The sequence below is a fragment of the Pseudomonas sp. RA_15y_Pfl2_54 genome (genome assembly GCF_963971015.1).
GTDB classification, from domain to species: domain Bacteria; phylum Pseudomonadota; class Gammaproteobacteria; order Pseudomonadales; family Pseudomonadaceae; genus Aquipseudomonas; species Aquipseudomonas baetica_A.
Genome location: NZ_CAXAPN010000003.1, coordinates 209,791 through 226,003, shown reverse-complemented (window position 1 = coordinate 226,003; position 16,213 = coordinate 209,791). Strand labels below are relative to the sequence as shown.

The following is a 16,213-nucleotide window of genomic DNA, read 5'->3' as shown; positions in this document are numbered from 1 at the left end:
TGGTCAGGGTGGCGGTGTAGACGATTGAGCCGCCCTCAGCCACGGTACCGGTCGCTGACAGCGACAGGTTGGTGGTGTCGACGGTGTCAGTCACCGTGGTGCTGACTGGTGTTTTGTCGGCTACGAGATTTTCGTAGTTGCCGCCGGTTACGTCAGTGATCGAGTTGGTCAGCGGAGCCTGACCAACCAATGCGTCGTTAGGCGCGGTGGTGGTGACAGTACCGGTGGTTTTGCCGACTTCGATGGTGATGTTCTGGCCGTTGGCCAGAGTTACCACGACCGGCGAACCCGTGACCGGGGCGCCCACGGTCGCGGTGTAAGTGACGGTGCCACCTTCAGCAGCCGACTCGGTCGCGGTGAGTTTGACGGTGGTGGTGTCGATTGTATCGGTGACGTCGGTAACCGCCGGAACGGTGCTCGGGACCAGGTTCTCGAAGTTGCCACCGGTCGCGGTGGCAATGGTTGCTTCGACTTTGCCAGCGTCTTTATAGACGTCATCGGCTGGAGCCGGAACAGTGACGGTGCCCGTGGTTTTGCCGGCATCGATAGTGATGACGGCGCCGTTCGACAGAGTCACGGTGACTGGCGAGCCAGCAGCGTTGGTCAGGGTGGCGGTGTAGACGATTGAGCCGCCCTCGGCGACCGAGTCGGTCGCCGTCAGGTTCAGGTTGGTGGTATCGGTGGTGTCCGAAACCGAGGTATCGGCGGATTTGCCGTCGACGGCCAGTTTTTCGAAGTTGCCGCCAGTGGCACCGTCGATGGTTACGCTCAGGGAGCTGCCGCCCGCCAGAGGGCTGTTCGGCGCTACGAAGTTAACGCTGCCGGTGGTTTCACCGACGGCGATGGTGATGGTCTGACCGTTGGACAGGGTTACCACAACCGGCGAGCCGGTCACTGGCGCGGTCACAGTTGCGGTGTAAACCACGGTTTCGCCTTCAGCGACGTTCGCGGTAGCGGTAAGCGATACAGTCGAGGTGTCGATGGTGTCAGTGACTTCGGTAACCGCTGGAACAGTGCTCGGCACCAGGTTTTCGAAGTTGCCGCCTGTGGCTGTGCTGATCGTTGCCTGGACGGTACCGGCATCTTTGTAGACGTCGTCAGCCGGCGCTGGAACAGTCACTGTGCCCGTGGATTTACCGGCTTCGATAGTGATGACGGCGCCGTTCGACAGGGTCACGGTCACTGGCGAGCCAGCGGCGTTGGTCAGGGTGGCGGTGTAAACGATCGAACCGCCCTCGGCCACAGAATCGGTGGCGCTCAGCGACAGGTTTGTGGTGTCGACGGTGTCAGTCACGGTGGTGCTGACTGGCGTTTTATCGGCCACGAGATTTTCGTAGTTGCCGCCGGTTACGTCAGTGATTGCATTGGTCAGTGGCGCATGACCGGTCAGCGCATCGTTTGGCGCAGTGGTGGTCACGGTGCCGGTGGTTTTGCCGACTTCGATGGTGATGTTCTGGCCGTTGGCCAGAGTTACCACGACTGGCGAACCCGTGACCGGGGCGCCCACGGTCGCGGTGTAGGTGACGGTGCCACCTTCAGCAGCCGACTCGGAGGCGGTGAGTTTGACGGTGGTGGTGTCGATGGTATCGGTGACGTTGGTAACCGCTGGAACAGTGCTCGGCACCAGGTTCTCGAAGTTGCCGCCCGTGGCAGTCGAAATGGTTGCTTCGACTTTGCCGGCATCTTTGTAGACGTCATCGGCAGGCGCTGGAACAGTCACAGTGCCGGTGGTTTTGCCAGCTTCGATGGTGATCACTGCGCCGTTCGACAGGGTCACGGTGACTGGCGAGCCAGCGGCGTTGGTCAGGGTGGCGGTGTAGACGATTGAGCCGCCCTCGGCGACCGAGTCGGTGGCGCTCAGCGTCAGGTTGGTGGTGTCGACGACGTCGGTGACGGTGGTCGAAACCGGTGTTTTGTCGGCCACGAGATTTTCGTAGTTGCCGCCGCTCACGTCAGTGATCGAGTTGGTCAGCGGGGCGTTACCGGCCAGCGCATCGTTTGGCGCGGTGGTGGTCACGGTGCCGGTGGTTTTGCCGACTTCGATGGTGATGTTTTGGCCGTTGGCCAGGGTCACGACGACTGGCGAACCAGTCACCGGCGCACCAACAGTGGCGGTGTAAGTAACGGTGCCCCCCTCAGCCACGGAAGTATCAGCCGTCAGTTTGACGGTCGAAGTGTCGATGGTGTCGGTCACTTCAGTCACGGCCGGAACAGTGCTCGGCACCAGGTTCTCGAAGTTGCCACCGGTGGCTGTGCTGATCGTTGCCTGGATGGTACCGGCATCTTTGTAGACGTCATCGGCCGGCGCTGGAACGGTGACTGTACCGGTGGTTTTGCCAGCGTCGATGGTGATCACTGCGCCGTTCGACAGAGTCACAGTCACTGGCGAGCCCGCGGCGTTGGTCAGGGTGGCGGTATAGACAATCGAACCGCCCTCGGCGACCGAGTCGGTCGCGCTGAGCGACAGGTTGGTGGTGTCGACGGTGTCAGTCACGGTGGTGCTGACTGGTGTTTTGTCGGCTACGAGATTTTCGTAGTTGCCGCCGGTTACGTCAGTGATCGAGTTGGTCAGCGGAGCCTGACCAACCAATGCGTCGTTAGGCGCGGTGGTGGTGACAGTACCGGTGGTTTTGCCGACTTCGATAGTGATGTTTTGACCGTTGGCCAGGGTCACGACGACTGGCGAACCCGTGACCGGGGCGCCCACGGTCGCGGTGTAAGTGACGGTGCCACCTTCAGCAGCCGACTCGGAGGCGGTGAGTTTGACGGTGGTGGTGTCGATGGTATCGGTGACGTTGGTAACCGCTGGAACAGTGCTTGGCACCAGGTTCTCGAAGTTGCCACCGGTGGCAGTCGAAATGGTTGCCTCGACCTTGCCGGCATCTTTGTAAACGTCATCAGCCGGTGCTGGAACAGTCACAGTGCCCGTGGTTTTACCGGCATCGATGGTAATGACTGCGCCGTTCGACAGAGTCACAGTCACTGGCGAGCCAGCAGCGTTGGTCAGGGTCGCGGTGTAAACGATCGAACCACCCTCGGCCACCGAGCCAGTGGCACTCAGCGACAGATTGGTGGTATCGATCGAGTCGGTAATGGTGGTAGTCGCTGGCGTGGTGTTCGGCACCAGGTTTTCAAAGTTGCCACCGGTAGCGCCGGTAATTGTGGTGCTGACGGTGCTGCCATTGTTGTAAACGTCGTTGGCTGCGGTCGGCACGTCTACGGTGCCGGTCGTTTTGCCGGCCTCAATGGTGATGGTCGAGCCGTTCGACAGGGTGACGGTCACCGGGGTTTGCGCCGGGTTGGTCAGGGTCGCGGTGTAGGTGATCTGGCCACCCTCGACGACGGTGCCGGTCGCGGTGAGGCTCACGCTGGTGGTGTCGATCGAATCGGTGACGGTGGTAGTCGCTGGCGTGGTGTTCGGCACCAGGTTTTCAAAGTTGCCACCGGTAGCGCCGGTAATTGTGGTGCTGACGGTGCTGCCATTGTTGTAGACGTCGTTTGGCGGGGTCGGCACGTCTACGGTGCCGGTCGTTTTGCCGGCCTCAATGGTGATGGTCGACCCGTTCGACAGGGTGATGGTCACCGGGGTTTGCGCCGGGTTGGTCAGGGTCGCGGTGTAGGTGATCTGGCCACCCTCGACGACGGTGCCGGTCGCGGTGAGGCTCACGCTGGTGGTGTCGATCGAATCGGTGACGGTGGTGGTCGCTGGCGTGGTGTTCGGCACCAGGTTTTCAAAGTTGCCACCGGTAGCGCCGGTAATTGTGGTGCTGACGGTGGTGCCATTGTTGTAGACGTCGTTTGGCGCGGTCGGCACGTTGACGGTGCCGGTCGTCTGGCCCGCGCCAATGGTGATGGTCGAGCCGTTCGACAGGGTGACGGTCACCGGGGTTTGCGCCGGATTGGTCAGGGTCGCGGTGTAGGTGATCTGGCCACCCTCGACCACGGTACCGGTCGCGGTCAGGGTCAGGCCGGTGGTGTCGATCGAATCGGTGATGGTGGTCACCGCCGGTGTCGGGTTCGGCACCAGGTTTTCGAAGTTGCCGCCCGTGGCACCGGTGATGGTCGTGGTGACGGTGCTGCCGTTGTTGTACACGTCGTTGGCCGGGGTCGGCACGTTGACGGTGCCGGTCGTCTGGCCCGCGCCAATGGTGATGGTCGACCCGTTCGACAGGGTGACGGTCACCGGGGTTTGCGCCGGATTGGTCAGGGTCGCGGTGTAGGTGATCTGACCGCCCTCGGTGACGCTCGATCCCGCCGTCAGGGTGACGGTGGTGGTGTCGATGGTGTCGGTGACCTGGGTGGTGGCCGGGGTGGTCGGCGGGGTCACGGTGATGCCGTTACCGCCAGTGGTGCCGGTGACGGTCACGTCGATCTGGGTCGGGTCGTTATAAACGGTGTCGTTCGGCGCCAGCGGCACGTTGACGGTGCCAGTGGTCGAGCCGGCCGGGATCACGATCACTGCGCCGTTGGACAGGGTGATGGTCAGGTCCGTCAGCGGCGCCTGAGTCAGGGTCGCGGTGTACACCAGCACGCCGCCGGCTTCGGTGATGGTCGGCGTGGCGCTGAGGCTCAGGGTCGATTCACGCAGAGCGTTGTTGGTGGTGTCGGTGGTCTGGCCGCCGGTGATGTTCTGAGCCGCTTGCGCAGCCGAATCGATGCCCGCTGTCGGGAAACCAATGGTCGGGTCAACGCTGCCGGCCGTGGCATCAAGCAGCACGAAGCTGTGACCACCACCGGCGGCACCGCCCGTACCCGCGGCAGTGGCGCCGGCTGCGGTGGCTTCCAGCGCGGTGGTCGGGTCGACACCGGCGGCGATGGCTTGTTGCAGTTCTTCTACCGACGGCGCGGCCTGTGCGGTGGCTTCGGCCAGGTCAGTGCTGGAGTCGGGCGCGCTGGCGCTCCATTGAGTGTCGCGACCCAGATCGAGGGTGCGGCCATCAGCCAGTTCAAGCGACACGGCGCCGGAGAGGCCGGTGTCGATCTGGTCGCCGACAAACAGGCGGTCGCCTTCAACGAGTACGCGGCGTACGCCTTCCGGCGACACCACGAAAACCTGACCGACAATGCTTTTGACGATGGCAACAACACTGCTCATTGAAGACTCTCCGGGGTGTCACGTTCAGTTGACTTCCATAGACCTGATGGCGTCTGCGCCATTTCAGTCTGGACGTACTTTAAAAATTTGCGAAACAAGTTTGACGCATGATTTTGTCAATAATTTGGCTATATTCTTTCGCGATTAACTTTATGCCAAACTATTGACCTTCTGGGTGCCATCCTAAACAATCGCCCCACTAATGTCACATTGATATTTCCGCGGCGACCTGTCCTTCAGCGTGTGATCCAGTTCCTATTTTGAACTTTCCGACATACGGTCATTCCGGTTGCCAATCATCCGACGCAGCACCACGTTTTGCTGTGATTCAAGACAAGAAGTTCTGGGAAATCTTTATCATGCGTTTGCATCTGCTCAAGGCCCTACCGTTCGCCCTCGCCGCATCGTTCGTACAAGCACAATCCCTACCGCAAGCCATGCAACAGGCGCTGGATGTCCATCCGGAAATCCAGGCAGGGGTCAACAGTCGTTTGGCCGCGGATTATCAATTAAAGGCAGCCAAAGGTGGATACCTGCCGAAGGTCGATCTGCTCGGCGGTTATGGTCGTGAAGGCACCGACAGCGTGACCACGCGAGCCAACGGTGGTGGCAATCACTGGGAAACCCTGAACCGCAGCGAGTCAAGTTTACGTCTCTCGCAAATGGTCTTCGACGGTTTCGCGACGTCCAGCGAAGTCGGGCGTCAACAAGCCACCGTCAACTCGCGCGCCTACTCGTTGCTTGGCACGTCCGAGCGCACCGCGCTGACGGTGGCCCAGGTGTATCTGGACGTGCTGACCCGCCGCGAATTCGTGCGTCTGGCCGAGGAAAACCTCAAGAGCCATCAGCGCATCTATGACCAGATTCAACTGCGCACCCAGCGCGGTGTCGGCAGCGGTGCCGATCTTGATCAAGCCGAAGCGCGGATGGCTCAGGCCCGCAACAACCTGATCACCGAGCAAACCAACCTCGCCGACTCTGAAACCAACTTCCTCAGCGCTGTCGGCCAGATGCCCGATCAGTTGGAGCGTCCGGCGCCGTTCATGGCGATGATGCCGGCCAACCTCAATGAAGCCCGCACGCAGATGCTGGAAAACAGCCCGATCCTGCGCTCGGCCGAGTCCGATATTGCGGCTGCCGAGAAACAGTACGAAGCCGCCAAGTCGACCTTCTACCCACGCTTCGACGCCGAGTTGGGCCGCACCGCCGACAACGACCTCGACGGCCAGAACGGTCACAACAACGAATGGCAGGCCATGCTGCGCATGCGCTTCAACCTGTATTCGGGTGGCAGCAACAAGGCTGACCTGGAATCCAAGTCGTACCTGTCGAACCAGGCGCTGGACATCCGCAACAACGCCTTGCGTCAATTGAATGAAGAACTGGGCCTGGCCTGGAACGCCCTCAACAACGCCAATGCTCAGGTGCCGATCGCTCAGCAGTATGTCGATCACAGCATGGCGGTGCGTACCGCTTACCAGCGTCAGTTCAGCCTCGGCGAGCGCACTCTGCTTGACTTGCTCGACAGCGAAAACGAGTTGTTCACCGCTTCGCGGCGTCTGGCTGAAATCAAAAACATTCAGTTATTTACTCAATACCGAATCAAGGCGACCATGGGCGAGTTGCTCAGAAGCCAGGGAGTGGTCGCACCGTTGGCATCCGTTGTGCAAAACGACGTGAAGCCCAAGGTGCAGTTACCTGGGATGAATTGAGTTATCCCTTTTAAACAGTCAAAGAGTGTCGAGCGTGGAATCAGAAGTCAGTCGAGTTCATCTCAGTCATGATCCACGCGCGTTGCACGACGATCCGTTGCTGGATGGTCTGCTCGCCCTTTGCATACTGCACCAGAAACCTGCCAGCGCGGCGATGCTGACCACCGGCCTGCCGCTGCCCAAACAACGTTTGAGTGTCGAGTTGCTGCCTCGCGCGGCGGCTCGCGCCGGCCTGCAGGGTCGAGTGCTGCAGCGCAAACTGGAAGAGATTCCGGCGATCGCCATGCCGGCGTTGTTGTTGCTCAAGGATGGCCGCAGTGCCGTCATGCTCGGCTGGCAAGGTGAAAATGAAGCGCGGGTGCTGCTCAGCGAAAGCGATGGTGGCGAGTCCGTGGTCAGTCGTGAACTGCTCGCCGACGATTACACCGGCAAAGTCTTCTTCGCCCAACCCCAACATAAATTCGACGTCAACCACGGCACGCTGATCCCGCGTGCACGCTCGTGGTTCCGTGACACCCTCAAGCGTTCGCGCTGGCTGTATGCCGACGCCATTGCCGCCAGTTTCCTGATCAATATCATCGCCATGGCCGCGCCGCTGTTCGTGATGAACGTCTACGACCGCGTGGTGCCGAACCAGGCTGAGGCCACCCTGTGGGTGCTCGCACTGGGTATCACCGGCGCCTACATGTTCGACCTGATTCTCAAGAGCCTGCGCAGCCTGTGTCTGGATCTGGCCGGCAAGAAAACCGACCTGATCATCTCTGCGACGCTGTTCGAGCGCATCGTCGGCATGGCCATGAAGCATCGGCCGGCGCGGGTCGGCAGCTTCGCGCAGAACATCCATGAGTTTCAGAGCCTGCGTGACTTCCTGGCCTCGCTGACCCTGACCAGCCTGATCGATCTGCCGTTCACCATCCTGATCTTCATTGTCATCGCCATTCTTGGCGGGCATCTGGTGTGGATTCCGGTGCTGGCGTTCCCGATTGCCCTGGCCATCGGCTACGCGTTGCAGAAGCCGCTGGTGGCCACCATGGAACGCACCATGGCCCTCGGCGCCGAGCGTCAGTCGAGCCTGATCGAAACCCTCGCCGGCCTAGACGCGGTCAAGGTCAACAACGCCGAAAGCGAACGCCAATACCAGTGGGAACAGACCATTGGCACCCTCAGCCGCCTCGAACTGCGGGTGAAAATGCTTTCCGGCCTGGCGATGAACATCACCCTGCTGATCCAGCAACTGGCCGGGGTGATCATGATCGTCTTCGGCGTGTACCAGATCATCGCCGGCAACCTCAGCATGGGCGGTCTGATTGCGTGCTACATGCTCAGCGGTCGCGCACTGAGCCCGCTGGCGTCGCTGTCCGGCCTGCTGACGCGCTACCAGCAAGCGCGAGTGACCATGACCTCGGTCGACCAGATGATGGAGCTGCCGCAGGAACGCAATTTCGAAGAGCGCCCGCTGAGCCGCAAGGTTCTGCAAGGTGCCATCGAATGCCGCCAGCTCAACTTCACCTACCCGGAACAACAGAACCCGGCGCTGAAGAACATCAACCTGGTGATCCGTCCCGGCGAGAAGATCGGCATCATCGGTCGCAGCGGCTCTGGCAAAAGCTCCCTCGCCAAGCTGCTGGTGGGCCTGTATCAACCGGACGACGGCGCGTTGCTGGTCGACGGTGTGGACATCCGTCAGATCGACGTCAGCGAGTTGCGCTACAACATCGGCTATGTGCCGCAAGACATTCAACTGCTGGCCGGCACCCTGCGTGACAACCTGGTGTCCGGCGCGCGTTATGTAGAGGACGAACTCGTCCTGCAGGCCGCCGAACTGGCCGGCGTCCACGAATTCGCCCGTTTGCACCCGCAAGGTTATGAGCTGCAAGTGGGCGAGCGCGGGCAGAACCTGTCCGGCGGCCAGCGCCAGAATGTCGCCCTGGCCCGGGCATTGTTGCTCAATCCGCCGATTCTGCTGATGGACGAACCGACCAGCGCCATGGACAACACCGGCGAAGAACGCCTCAAGCAACGCCTCGCGGCGGTGATCGAAAACAAGACCGTGGTGCTGGTGACGCACCGGGCGTCGCTGCTGTCGCTGGTGGATCGCCTGCTGGTGGTCGACCGCGGACAGATTCTCGCCGATGGCCCGAAAGCCGCCGTGATGGAAGCGTTGAAGAAGGGGCAGATCAGTGTTGCTTAAGTCGGGTATCAAGGAGTCGATCCGTCGCTACTTCAAGGGTTCTGCCTCGCTGCAGGGCCAGCCACTGCCAGAGGTCAACAAAGCGCTGATCGAAGACGCCCCGCGCGTCGTTCGTCTGACGATATGGGCGATCATCGGCTTTTTCGTGTTCCTCATGCTCTGGGCCAATTTCGCCGTGATCGACGAAGTGACCAAAGGCGAGGGCAAGGCTATTCCGTCTTCGAAGATCCAGAAAATCCAGAACCTTGAGGGCGGCATCGTTACTGAGCTCTACGTCAAGGAAGGCCAGATCGTCGAGGCAGGTGCGCCGCTGATTCGCCTGGACGACACGCGATTTGCCTCCAACGTCGGCGAAACCGAGGCCGACAGGCTGTCGATGGTGCTGCGGGTCGAGCGTCTGAGTGCCGAGGTCGATGACCGACCGCTGAACTTCCCCGAGGACGTGCTCAAAGCTGTTCCGGGCCAGGCCAAAAGCGAAGAATCGCTGTACATCAGCCGTCGCCAGCAGCTGCACGACGAGATCGGCGGTTTGCAGGAGCAGTTGATCCAGCGTCAGCAAGAGCTGCGCGAGTTCACCTCCAAGCAGGCGCAGTACCGCCAGCAACTCGGTTTGCAGCGTCAGGAAATCAACATGTCCGAGCCGCTGGTGGCGCAGGGCGCGGTTTCCCCGGTTGAAGTGCTGCGGCTCAAGCGTGCCGAAGTCGAAACCCGTGGTCAGCTCGATGCCACTACGCTGGCCATCCCGCGCGCCGAATCGGCGATCAAGGAAGTGCAGCGCAAGATCGACGAGACGCGTGGCAAGTTCCGCAGCGAAGCGCTCACTCAACTCAACGAAGCGCGCACTGACCTGAACAAGGCCAAGGCCACCGGCAAGGCGCTGGAAGACCGCGTCAGCCGGACACTGGTCACGTCGCCGGTGCGCGGCATCGTCAACAAGTTACTGGTCAACACCATCGGCGGCGTGATCCAGCCGGGCAGCGACATGGTGGAAATCGTACCGTTGGACGACACGTTGCTGGTCGAAGCCAAGATCCGCCCGCAAGACATCGCGTTCCTGCATCCAGGGCAGGAAGCGACGGTGAAATTCACCGCGTATGACTACACCATTTATGGTGGGCTCAAAGCCAAGCTTGAGCAGATTGGCGCAGACACCATTACCGACGAAGACAAGAAAACCACGTATTACGTGATCAAGTTGCGCACCGATCGCAGCCACTTGGGCACCGATGAGAAGCCGTTGCTGATCATCCCCGGAATGGTGGCGTCGGTGGATATCATCACCGGCAAGAAGTCGGTGTTGAGCTATCTGCTCAAACCGATCATTCGGGCGCGTGCTGAGGCGTTGCACGAGCGCTAGATCTTCAGTGGCCTCATCGCGGGCAAGCCCGCTCCCACATTGAAATGCATTCCAGTGTGGGAGCGGGCTTGCTCGCGAAGAGGCCAGTTGCAGCGCCTGATATCCACCGTCGTAATTGCCGCTGGCCTTACCGCCTGCACCGTGGGCCCTGACTTCCAAAAGCCGGTAGCCACGCAGATCGCCGATTGGGCCAAACCCGCCAAATCAGCCCCCGGCCAAGCGGTCAGCGAACCCCTGAACGAACGCTGGTGGGAAGTCTTCCACGACCCGCAACTCTTGGCCCTGACCCAGCGCGCCGTGCACAGTAACCTCGACCTGCAACTGGCCAGCAGCCGGCTGCATCAAAGTCGCGCCGCACGCCGGGTGATCGGCGCCGACCGCTACCCCAATACCGCCGCTACCGCTGGCTATGGGCGCGAACGCAACAGTGCCAAGGGGCTGAGCGACCCATCCGGACACAACGGCGATTCGGCCTTCAACCTGTGGGACGCCGGTTTCTCCGCGTCATGGGAACTGGATGTCTGGGGCCGCGTGCGCCGGGAAACCGAAGCCGCCGACGCCAATCTGGATGTCGCCGAAGCCGCCGCACAAGTCGCGGCCATCGAATCGCGGCTACCGGCACTGGAGCAGCGCCAATCGCAACTGATCAACGCGATCAGCCTGTTGCTGGAACTGACCGCCTATAACGCCAGCCAGCGCCGCGCAGGCCGCCTCGCCGAAGCCGTGCGCCAGAACCAGATCGCCCTGCGCACCGCACAACGGCAATACGTCGAAGGCGTGGTCGACTTCGTCAACGTCCTTACCGTGCAGAGCGCGTTGCTCGCGACTCAGGAGCAGTGGGTGGAGAGTTCGACCGCGGTGTCGCTGGCGATGGTCGGGTTGTACCGGGCGTTGGGTGGGGGATGGGAGTCGGTGTATCCGGTCGACAAGATGGCGCAACGCTGAGGATGTCGCAAAAAAGGATCAAATCGACGAATTCGATGTGATGTGCAGGCTGCCGAGTAGATCGTCAGCAGAAGGTGTCACAGGTTGAAGCGGACTTCGGGTGCTCAACCTGCGAAATTTTCGATGTTGATTTGCCCTTCGGGAAACGTTGCGATGATTTCAAGTTCGCCGCCCATCGCATGGATATAGTTGCGCAATGTTTCTAGATGCTCAGCGTACAGCCGATCGGTTGATCGGCGAGCGGGACATTGACTTCATGCCAGCGGTCCTGACCGGTTTTGTCTCCACCGATCAATAGTACTGCGCAACGTCTTGGATCAAACGCATCAAGAATGCGATACGGCCGTCCGGCATGTTGAACTCGCAGTTCTCGTAAATGGCCGTGCCGCGCTCCGTTGATCGCATTACTGTGCGGAAAGCGTAAACCCGGTCCGAATTGACCCAGCAGTTTGACGCTTGCAGCCACACAACTCTGCTCGTTTTCAGTCAGGTCTTCCCATCAGTTGCCTAACGCGTCGGTGTATTCGATATCCCACTTCATGGGAGGCGAATATGGGCGCTATGGAATATTCCATCAGGGTTATATTTTCGATGGGCTGACCTGAGCACTTGCGGTCTGCTTAAACCAAAGACAAAGGCGCAATGCTGGCCTTTCGCTTGACGCTAACCCTCGCTGTCGTAGACTCCGCACATCCGTCAGGGAGTAGCGGTTATGCAGCGTTTTCGTGGTTGGGTTTTTGGATTGACCTTTGTAACGTGTGCCGTTCAGGCGCAAACGCCCGGGCTAGACGATCCGCTGCTCGATAGCCCAGCGGCCGGGGCGGGTACCGCGAGCAGTGAGGCGCGGGGTGTGCTTCGCGCTCGGGATCAGGCGATTCTGGCCAGTGAGCTGTCCGGGCGGATTGTCGAGTTGCCGTTCAGTGAGGGCGAGTCGTTCAAGAAGGGCGACGTGCTGGCCCGGTTCGATTGCTCGGCCTATCAGGCGCAACTCAATGCTGCGCAAGCGGCCAGCCGTGGCGCCGGTGAAGAATTGGCGCACAACAAACAATTGGCCGCGCTCAATTCCGTCGGGCGTTTCGAAGTGGCGCGGGCGCAGGCCAAGGTCAGCGAAACCCAGGCGCAATCTCAGGTTTATCAGGTGCAGGTCAAACGCTGCAGCGTGATTGCGCCATTTGACGGGCAAGTGGTGGAGCGCAAGGTCAAGCGCTATGAGAGCGTGTCGGCCGGCGCGCCGCTGCTGGATGTGGTCGATAACCGCACACTGGAAATCCATCTGTTGGTCCCGTCGCGCTGGATGGCCAAACTCAAGCCTGGCCAGACGTTTTCCTTTGTTCCCGATGAAACCGGTCAACCGCTCGAGGCCACGGTCAAACGCCTCGGCGCGCGAATCGATGAGGGCAGTCAGACCTTGTTGCTGGTCGCCTCTCTCCCCGAAGCCAAAGGCTTGCTGGCCGGCATGAGCGGTACGGCGCATTTTGCGGAGCTCAATTGAACGCCCCGGTCAGCGGCGGTGCCGAGCAGGTCTTTGCGCGGTTTCTCGACCTCGAACGCCAGACCCGCACGGCCCGCGACGCGTCCCAACTGGCCTACAGCCTGGTCAATGACGGCCAGTCGCTGTTCGGTTTTCGCCATGCCGCGTTGTTGATCGCAGGCAAGGTGCAAGCGGTGACCGGCGTCAGCGCGGTGGAGCCCAATGCGCCGTTCGTGGCGTTTGTCGAGCAAGCCGTGGCGCAGTTGTTCAAGCAGGATGTGCTGCAGCAGGCGCTGGTGATTGCGCCGCAGTCGCTCGGCGAATCGATCCAGGCCGATTGGCGCAGTTTGTCCGCCGCACAAGTGTTCTGGCTGCCGTTGATTGATCGGGATGGACAGGTGTTCGGCGGTTTGTGGCTGGCCCGCGATGTGCCGTGGAATCCTTCCGAACAAGTTTTGCTCTCGCAACTGGGCGACACCTACAGCCACGCCTGGCTGGCGCTGCAGCCACGCAAACCCTGGCGGTTGCGCTGGACGCGTAAACGTCAGGTGGCACTGGTCGCGGCGCTGTTGCTCGGGTTGTTGATTCCGGTGCGTCAATCGGTGCTGGCACCGGCCGAAGTGGTGCCGCTGGGCGGCCGTGTGGTGGCGGCGCCGCTGGACGGGGTGATCGCCGAGTTTCTGGTCAAACCCAATCAAACGGTGAAAACCGGCGAACTGTTGCTGCGCTTCGAAAACACCACCCTCACGGCTCAGGCCGATGTGGCCGAACGGGCATTGGATGTGGCCGAGGCCGAACTCAAATCCAATTCCCAACGCTCGTTCACCGATGCCGAGTCCAACTCGCGGATCGACTTGCTGGCCGCGCGCGTCGAGCAAAAACGCGCCGAACGCGACTACGCCCGCGAGTTGCTCAACCGCAGCGAAGTGCGTGCCGAACGCGATGGTATCGCGGTGTTTGCCGATGCCGAACGCTTGACCGGCAAACCCGTGCAGACCGGTGAACGGCTGATGGAAATTGCCGACCCGAACCAGGCCGAACTGCGTATCGAACTGGCGGTGGGCGACGCGATATCGTTAGCGCCCGGTGCCGAGATCGCGTTGTTTCTCGACAGCGATCCCTTGAAGCGCCACCACGCGACGCTGGAGCGCTCGGCCTACGAGGCACAACCGACCGCTGGCGGGCAACTGGCGTATCGGCTCGACGCCAATTTCGTCGATGCACCGCCGCGCATCGGCCTGCGCGGTACGGCGAAAATATTCGGTGACCGTGCGCCGCTGGCGCTGTACCTGTTGCGTCGCCCATTGGCCGGTCTGCGCCAGAGCGTGGGCCTGTAAATGAACCTGCCGAGCCTGCGTGCCGACCTGCAACTGTCGCCCGCAGCGCCAGCATTGGACGGCTCGCCACGCTGGACCCTGGCCGACCCGGTGCGCGGGCGTTATTTCAAACTGGGCGCGGCGGCGATGCGCCTGTTGCGCCACTGGTCGCTGGGCGATGCCGATCAGGTCCTGCGTGCGGCCAATCGTGAGCCGGGCCTGCCGCTGGACGGCACCGAGCTTGAGCAATTGCTGGAGTTTCTCCGTGGGCACGATTTGATCAGTGCCCTCGACGATCAACAGCGCGCCAGTTACCGGCTCAAGGCCCTGGCGCAGAAACAGAGCCTGTGGCAAATCCTTCTGCATCAGTACCTGTTTTTCCGTATACCGCTGTGGCGTCCTGACGCCTTTCTCAATCGCGCCTGGCCGTGGCTGGAACGCTTCGGCCCACGTGTGTTGCGCTACGGTTTGCCGGCGACGTTGGCGCTTGGGGTGTTTCTGGTCTCGCGGGACTGGCAGCGGTTTGTCGGCACCTTTCCGCACCTGTTCAGCCTCGGCGGCGCATTGGCGTTCGGCGTGGCGCTGTTTTTTGCCAAGCTGTGTCACGAGTTCGGCCACGCGTTCATGGCCAAGCGCGCCGGGTGTCGGGTGCAGAGCATGGGCGTGGCGTTCATGGTGCTGCTGCCGATGTTCTACACCGATGTCAGCGATGCCTGGCGCGTCAATGATCGTCGCGCACGGTTGTTGATTGGCGCCGGTGGCGTGATGGCTGAGTTGCTGTTGGCGTGCATCGCGCTGCTGGCGTGGTCGTTCTTGCCTGATGGCCCGGGACGCACGGCGGCGTTCATGCTCGCCAGCGCCACCTGGATCACCACGCTGGTGGTCAATCTCAATCCCTTCATGCGTTTTGACGGCTACTTTCTGATCAGCGATTTGTGGCAGGTCGACAACCTTCAGGGCCGGGCGTTTGCCTTGTGTCGCTGGCGCTTGCGCGAGTTTTTGTTCGGTTATGGCGCACCCGCGCCGGAGCCTTGGTCGCCGAAAATGCAACGGCGTTTGCTGATCTGGGGGTATGGCTCGTGGTTATGGCGTGCGGCGTTGTTTTTCGGGATCGCGTTGGCGGTCTATCACCTGTTCTTCAAGGTGTTGGGGATCTTCCTGATGCTGGTGGAACTGGTGTGGTTCATCTTTCTGCCGATCATGCGTGAGTGGCGCCAGTGGTGGAGCCGCCGCGAGCAGGCGCATGGCCCGCGCGTGTTGCTTTTCAGTCTGGCATTGCTGGGGTTGTTGCTGGTGCTGGTGGTGCCTTGGCGCAGCGCTGTGGAACTGCCGACGATGTTGCAGGCCGGACGTGCAAGCGCTCTGTATGCACCCACCGCGGCGCGGGTCAAAGCGGTGAAAGTGCAGGACGGTCAGAAGGTGGCCCAAGGGGATGTGTTGATCGAGCTGGAATCCCCGGATCTCGATTCGAAGCGCGCCATCGTGCGGCGGGAAATCCAGATCCAGCAGTTGCTGATGCGCCGGCAGGCCGGCCGCAGTGAAACAGCGGCGGACGCCGGTGTCGTTGAACAAAAACTGGCCGAAGCAGTGGCCGAATACCGCGGGCTCACCGCCCGACGTGAACGCCTGTTGCTGCGCGCCCCGCACGCCGGATATGTGCGTGATTTGCTGCCGAACCTGAGCGTCGGGCGCTGGATTTCGAGCAAGGATGCACTGGCCCGGGTCGTCGAGGACGGCACACGCCTGCGCGGTTATCTGGCCGAAGCGCAGTTGTGGCGGGTCAAACCCGGCGCCAGCGGCCGGTTCATCGCCGACGACCCGATGCACCCGGCGCTCGCGGTGCAACTGGATGAAATCGACACCAACGGCGTGGCCTACGTCGATCAGGAAGCGCTGACGTCCGATCACCACGGGCCGATTGCCGTACGCCGCGATCAACAGCAACGGGCTGAACCGGTGCAGGCGCAATATGGCGCGCGCTTGAGTGTGCTCGATAGCGCGCCGACGCCGCCGCAACCGTTGCGCGGCGTGGTCGTGTTGCAGGGGCGCGGCGAGTCGTTGCTGGGTGTGGCATGGCGACGGATGGCGGCGCTGGGGGTCAGGGAAAGCGGTTTTTAACGGAGAGC

Annotated in this window: 8 protein-coding genes and 2 pseudogenes; 7 read left to right on the top strand and 3 right to left on the bottom strand. The window is 61.5% G+C overall.

Annotated features, from left to right (window positions below; genetic code table 11):
- On the bottom strand, window positions 1-5,095 hold a 5,095-nt coding region (locus AACY50_RS03875; protein ID WP_339538170.1), incomplete at its 3' end, for a retention module-containing protein.
- A 359-nt stretch (window positions 5,096-5,454) separates the two neighbouring features.
- On the opposite strand from AACY50_RS03875, the gene AACY50_RS03870 reads away from it, so the two are divergent.
- From AACY50_RS03870 to AACY50_RS03855, 4 genes are read left to right on the top strand one after another with little or no spacing between them, the layout of a single operon-like run.
- The gene (locus AACY50_RS03870) at window positions 5,455-6,807 is read left to right on the top strand and encodes a TolC family outer membrane protein (RefSeq protein WP_339431661.1); all 1,353 of its coding nucleotides are present in this window, start codon (window positions 5,455-5,457) and stop codon (window positions 6,805-6,807) included.
- A 34-nt stretch (window positions 6,808-6,841) separates the two neighbouring features.
- Complete coding sequence (locus AACY50_RS03865; protein WP_339463920.1) at window positions 6,842-8,998, top strand: type I secretion system permease/ATPase; 2,157 nt, start codon at window positions 6,842-6,844, stop codon at window positions 8,996-8,998.
- A complete protein-coding gene (locus tag AACY50_RS03860; protein ID WP_339431659.1) occupies window positions 8,988-10,355 on the top strand; it encodes an HlyD family type I secretion periplasmic adaptor subunit in 1,368 nt (455 codons plus the stop codon). Before AACY50_RS03865 ends, AACY50_RS03860 begins: the two co-directional genes overlap by 11 nt.
- 48 nt (window positions 10,356-10,403) lie before the next feature.
- Window positions 10,404-11,300 carry a TolC family protein gene (locus AACY50_RS03855; protein ID WP_445261466.1) on the top strand — a complete coding sequence of 299 codons (897 nt, stop codon included), beginning with the start codon at window positions 10,404-10,406 and terminating at the stop codon, window positions 11,298-11,300.
- 104 nt (window positions 11,301-11,404) lie between these two features.
- Here AACY50_RS03855 and AACY50_RS03850 read toward each other — a convergent pair.
- Together AACY50_RS03850 and AACY50_RS03845 are read right to left on the bottom strand one after the other, a co-directional pair.
- Window positions 11,405-11,509 (bottom strand): annotated as a pseudogene (locus tag AACY50_RS03850) (transcriptional regulator); the annotation flags it as partial.
- A pseudogene (locus tag AACY50_RS03845) lies at window positions 11,492-11,790 on the bottom strand (type II toxin-antitoxin system RelE/ParE family toxin); the annotation flags it as partial. The pseudogenes AACY50_RS03845 and AACY50_RS03850, both read right to left, overlap by 18 nt.
- A gap of 222 nt (window positions 11,791-12,012) precedes the next feature.
- Between AACY50_RS03845 and AACY50_RS03840 the strand changes: the two are divergent.
- The 3 genes from AACY50_RS03840 to AACY50_RS03830 are packed head-to-tail and all read left to right on the top strand — an operon-like array spanning window position 12,013 to window position 16,205.
- The gene (locus AACY50_RS03840; RefSeq protein ID WP_339431657.1) at window positions 12,013-12,792 is read left to right on the top strand and encodes an efflux RND transporter periplasmic adaptor subunit; all 780 of its coding nucleotides are present in this window, start codon (window positions 12,013-12,015) and stop codon (window positions 12,790-12,792) included.
- Complete coding sequence (locus tag AACY50_RS03835; RefSeq protein ID WP_339463921.1) at window positions 12,789-14,108, top strand: efflux RND transporter periplasmic adaptor subunit; 1,320 nt, start codon at window positions 12,789-12,791, stop codon at window positions 14,106-14,108. The genes AACY50_RS03840 and AACY50_RS03835 overlap by 4 nt, the downstream gene beginning before the upstream one ends.
- A complete protein-coding gene (locus AACY50_RS03830) occupies window positions 14,109-16,205 on the top strand; it encodes a biotin/lipoyl-binding protein (protein WP_339431655.1) in 2,097 nt (698 codons plus the stop codon). It abuts the gene before it with no gap.
- Window positions 16,206-16,213: the final 8 nt, after the last annotated feature.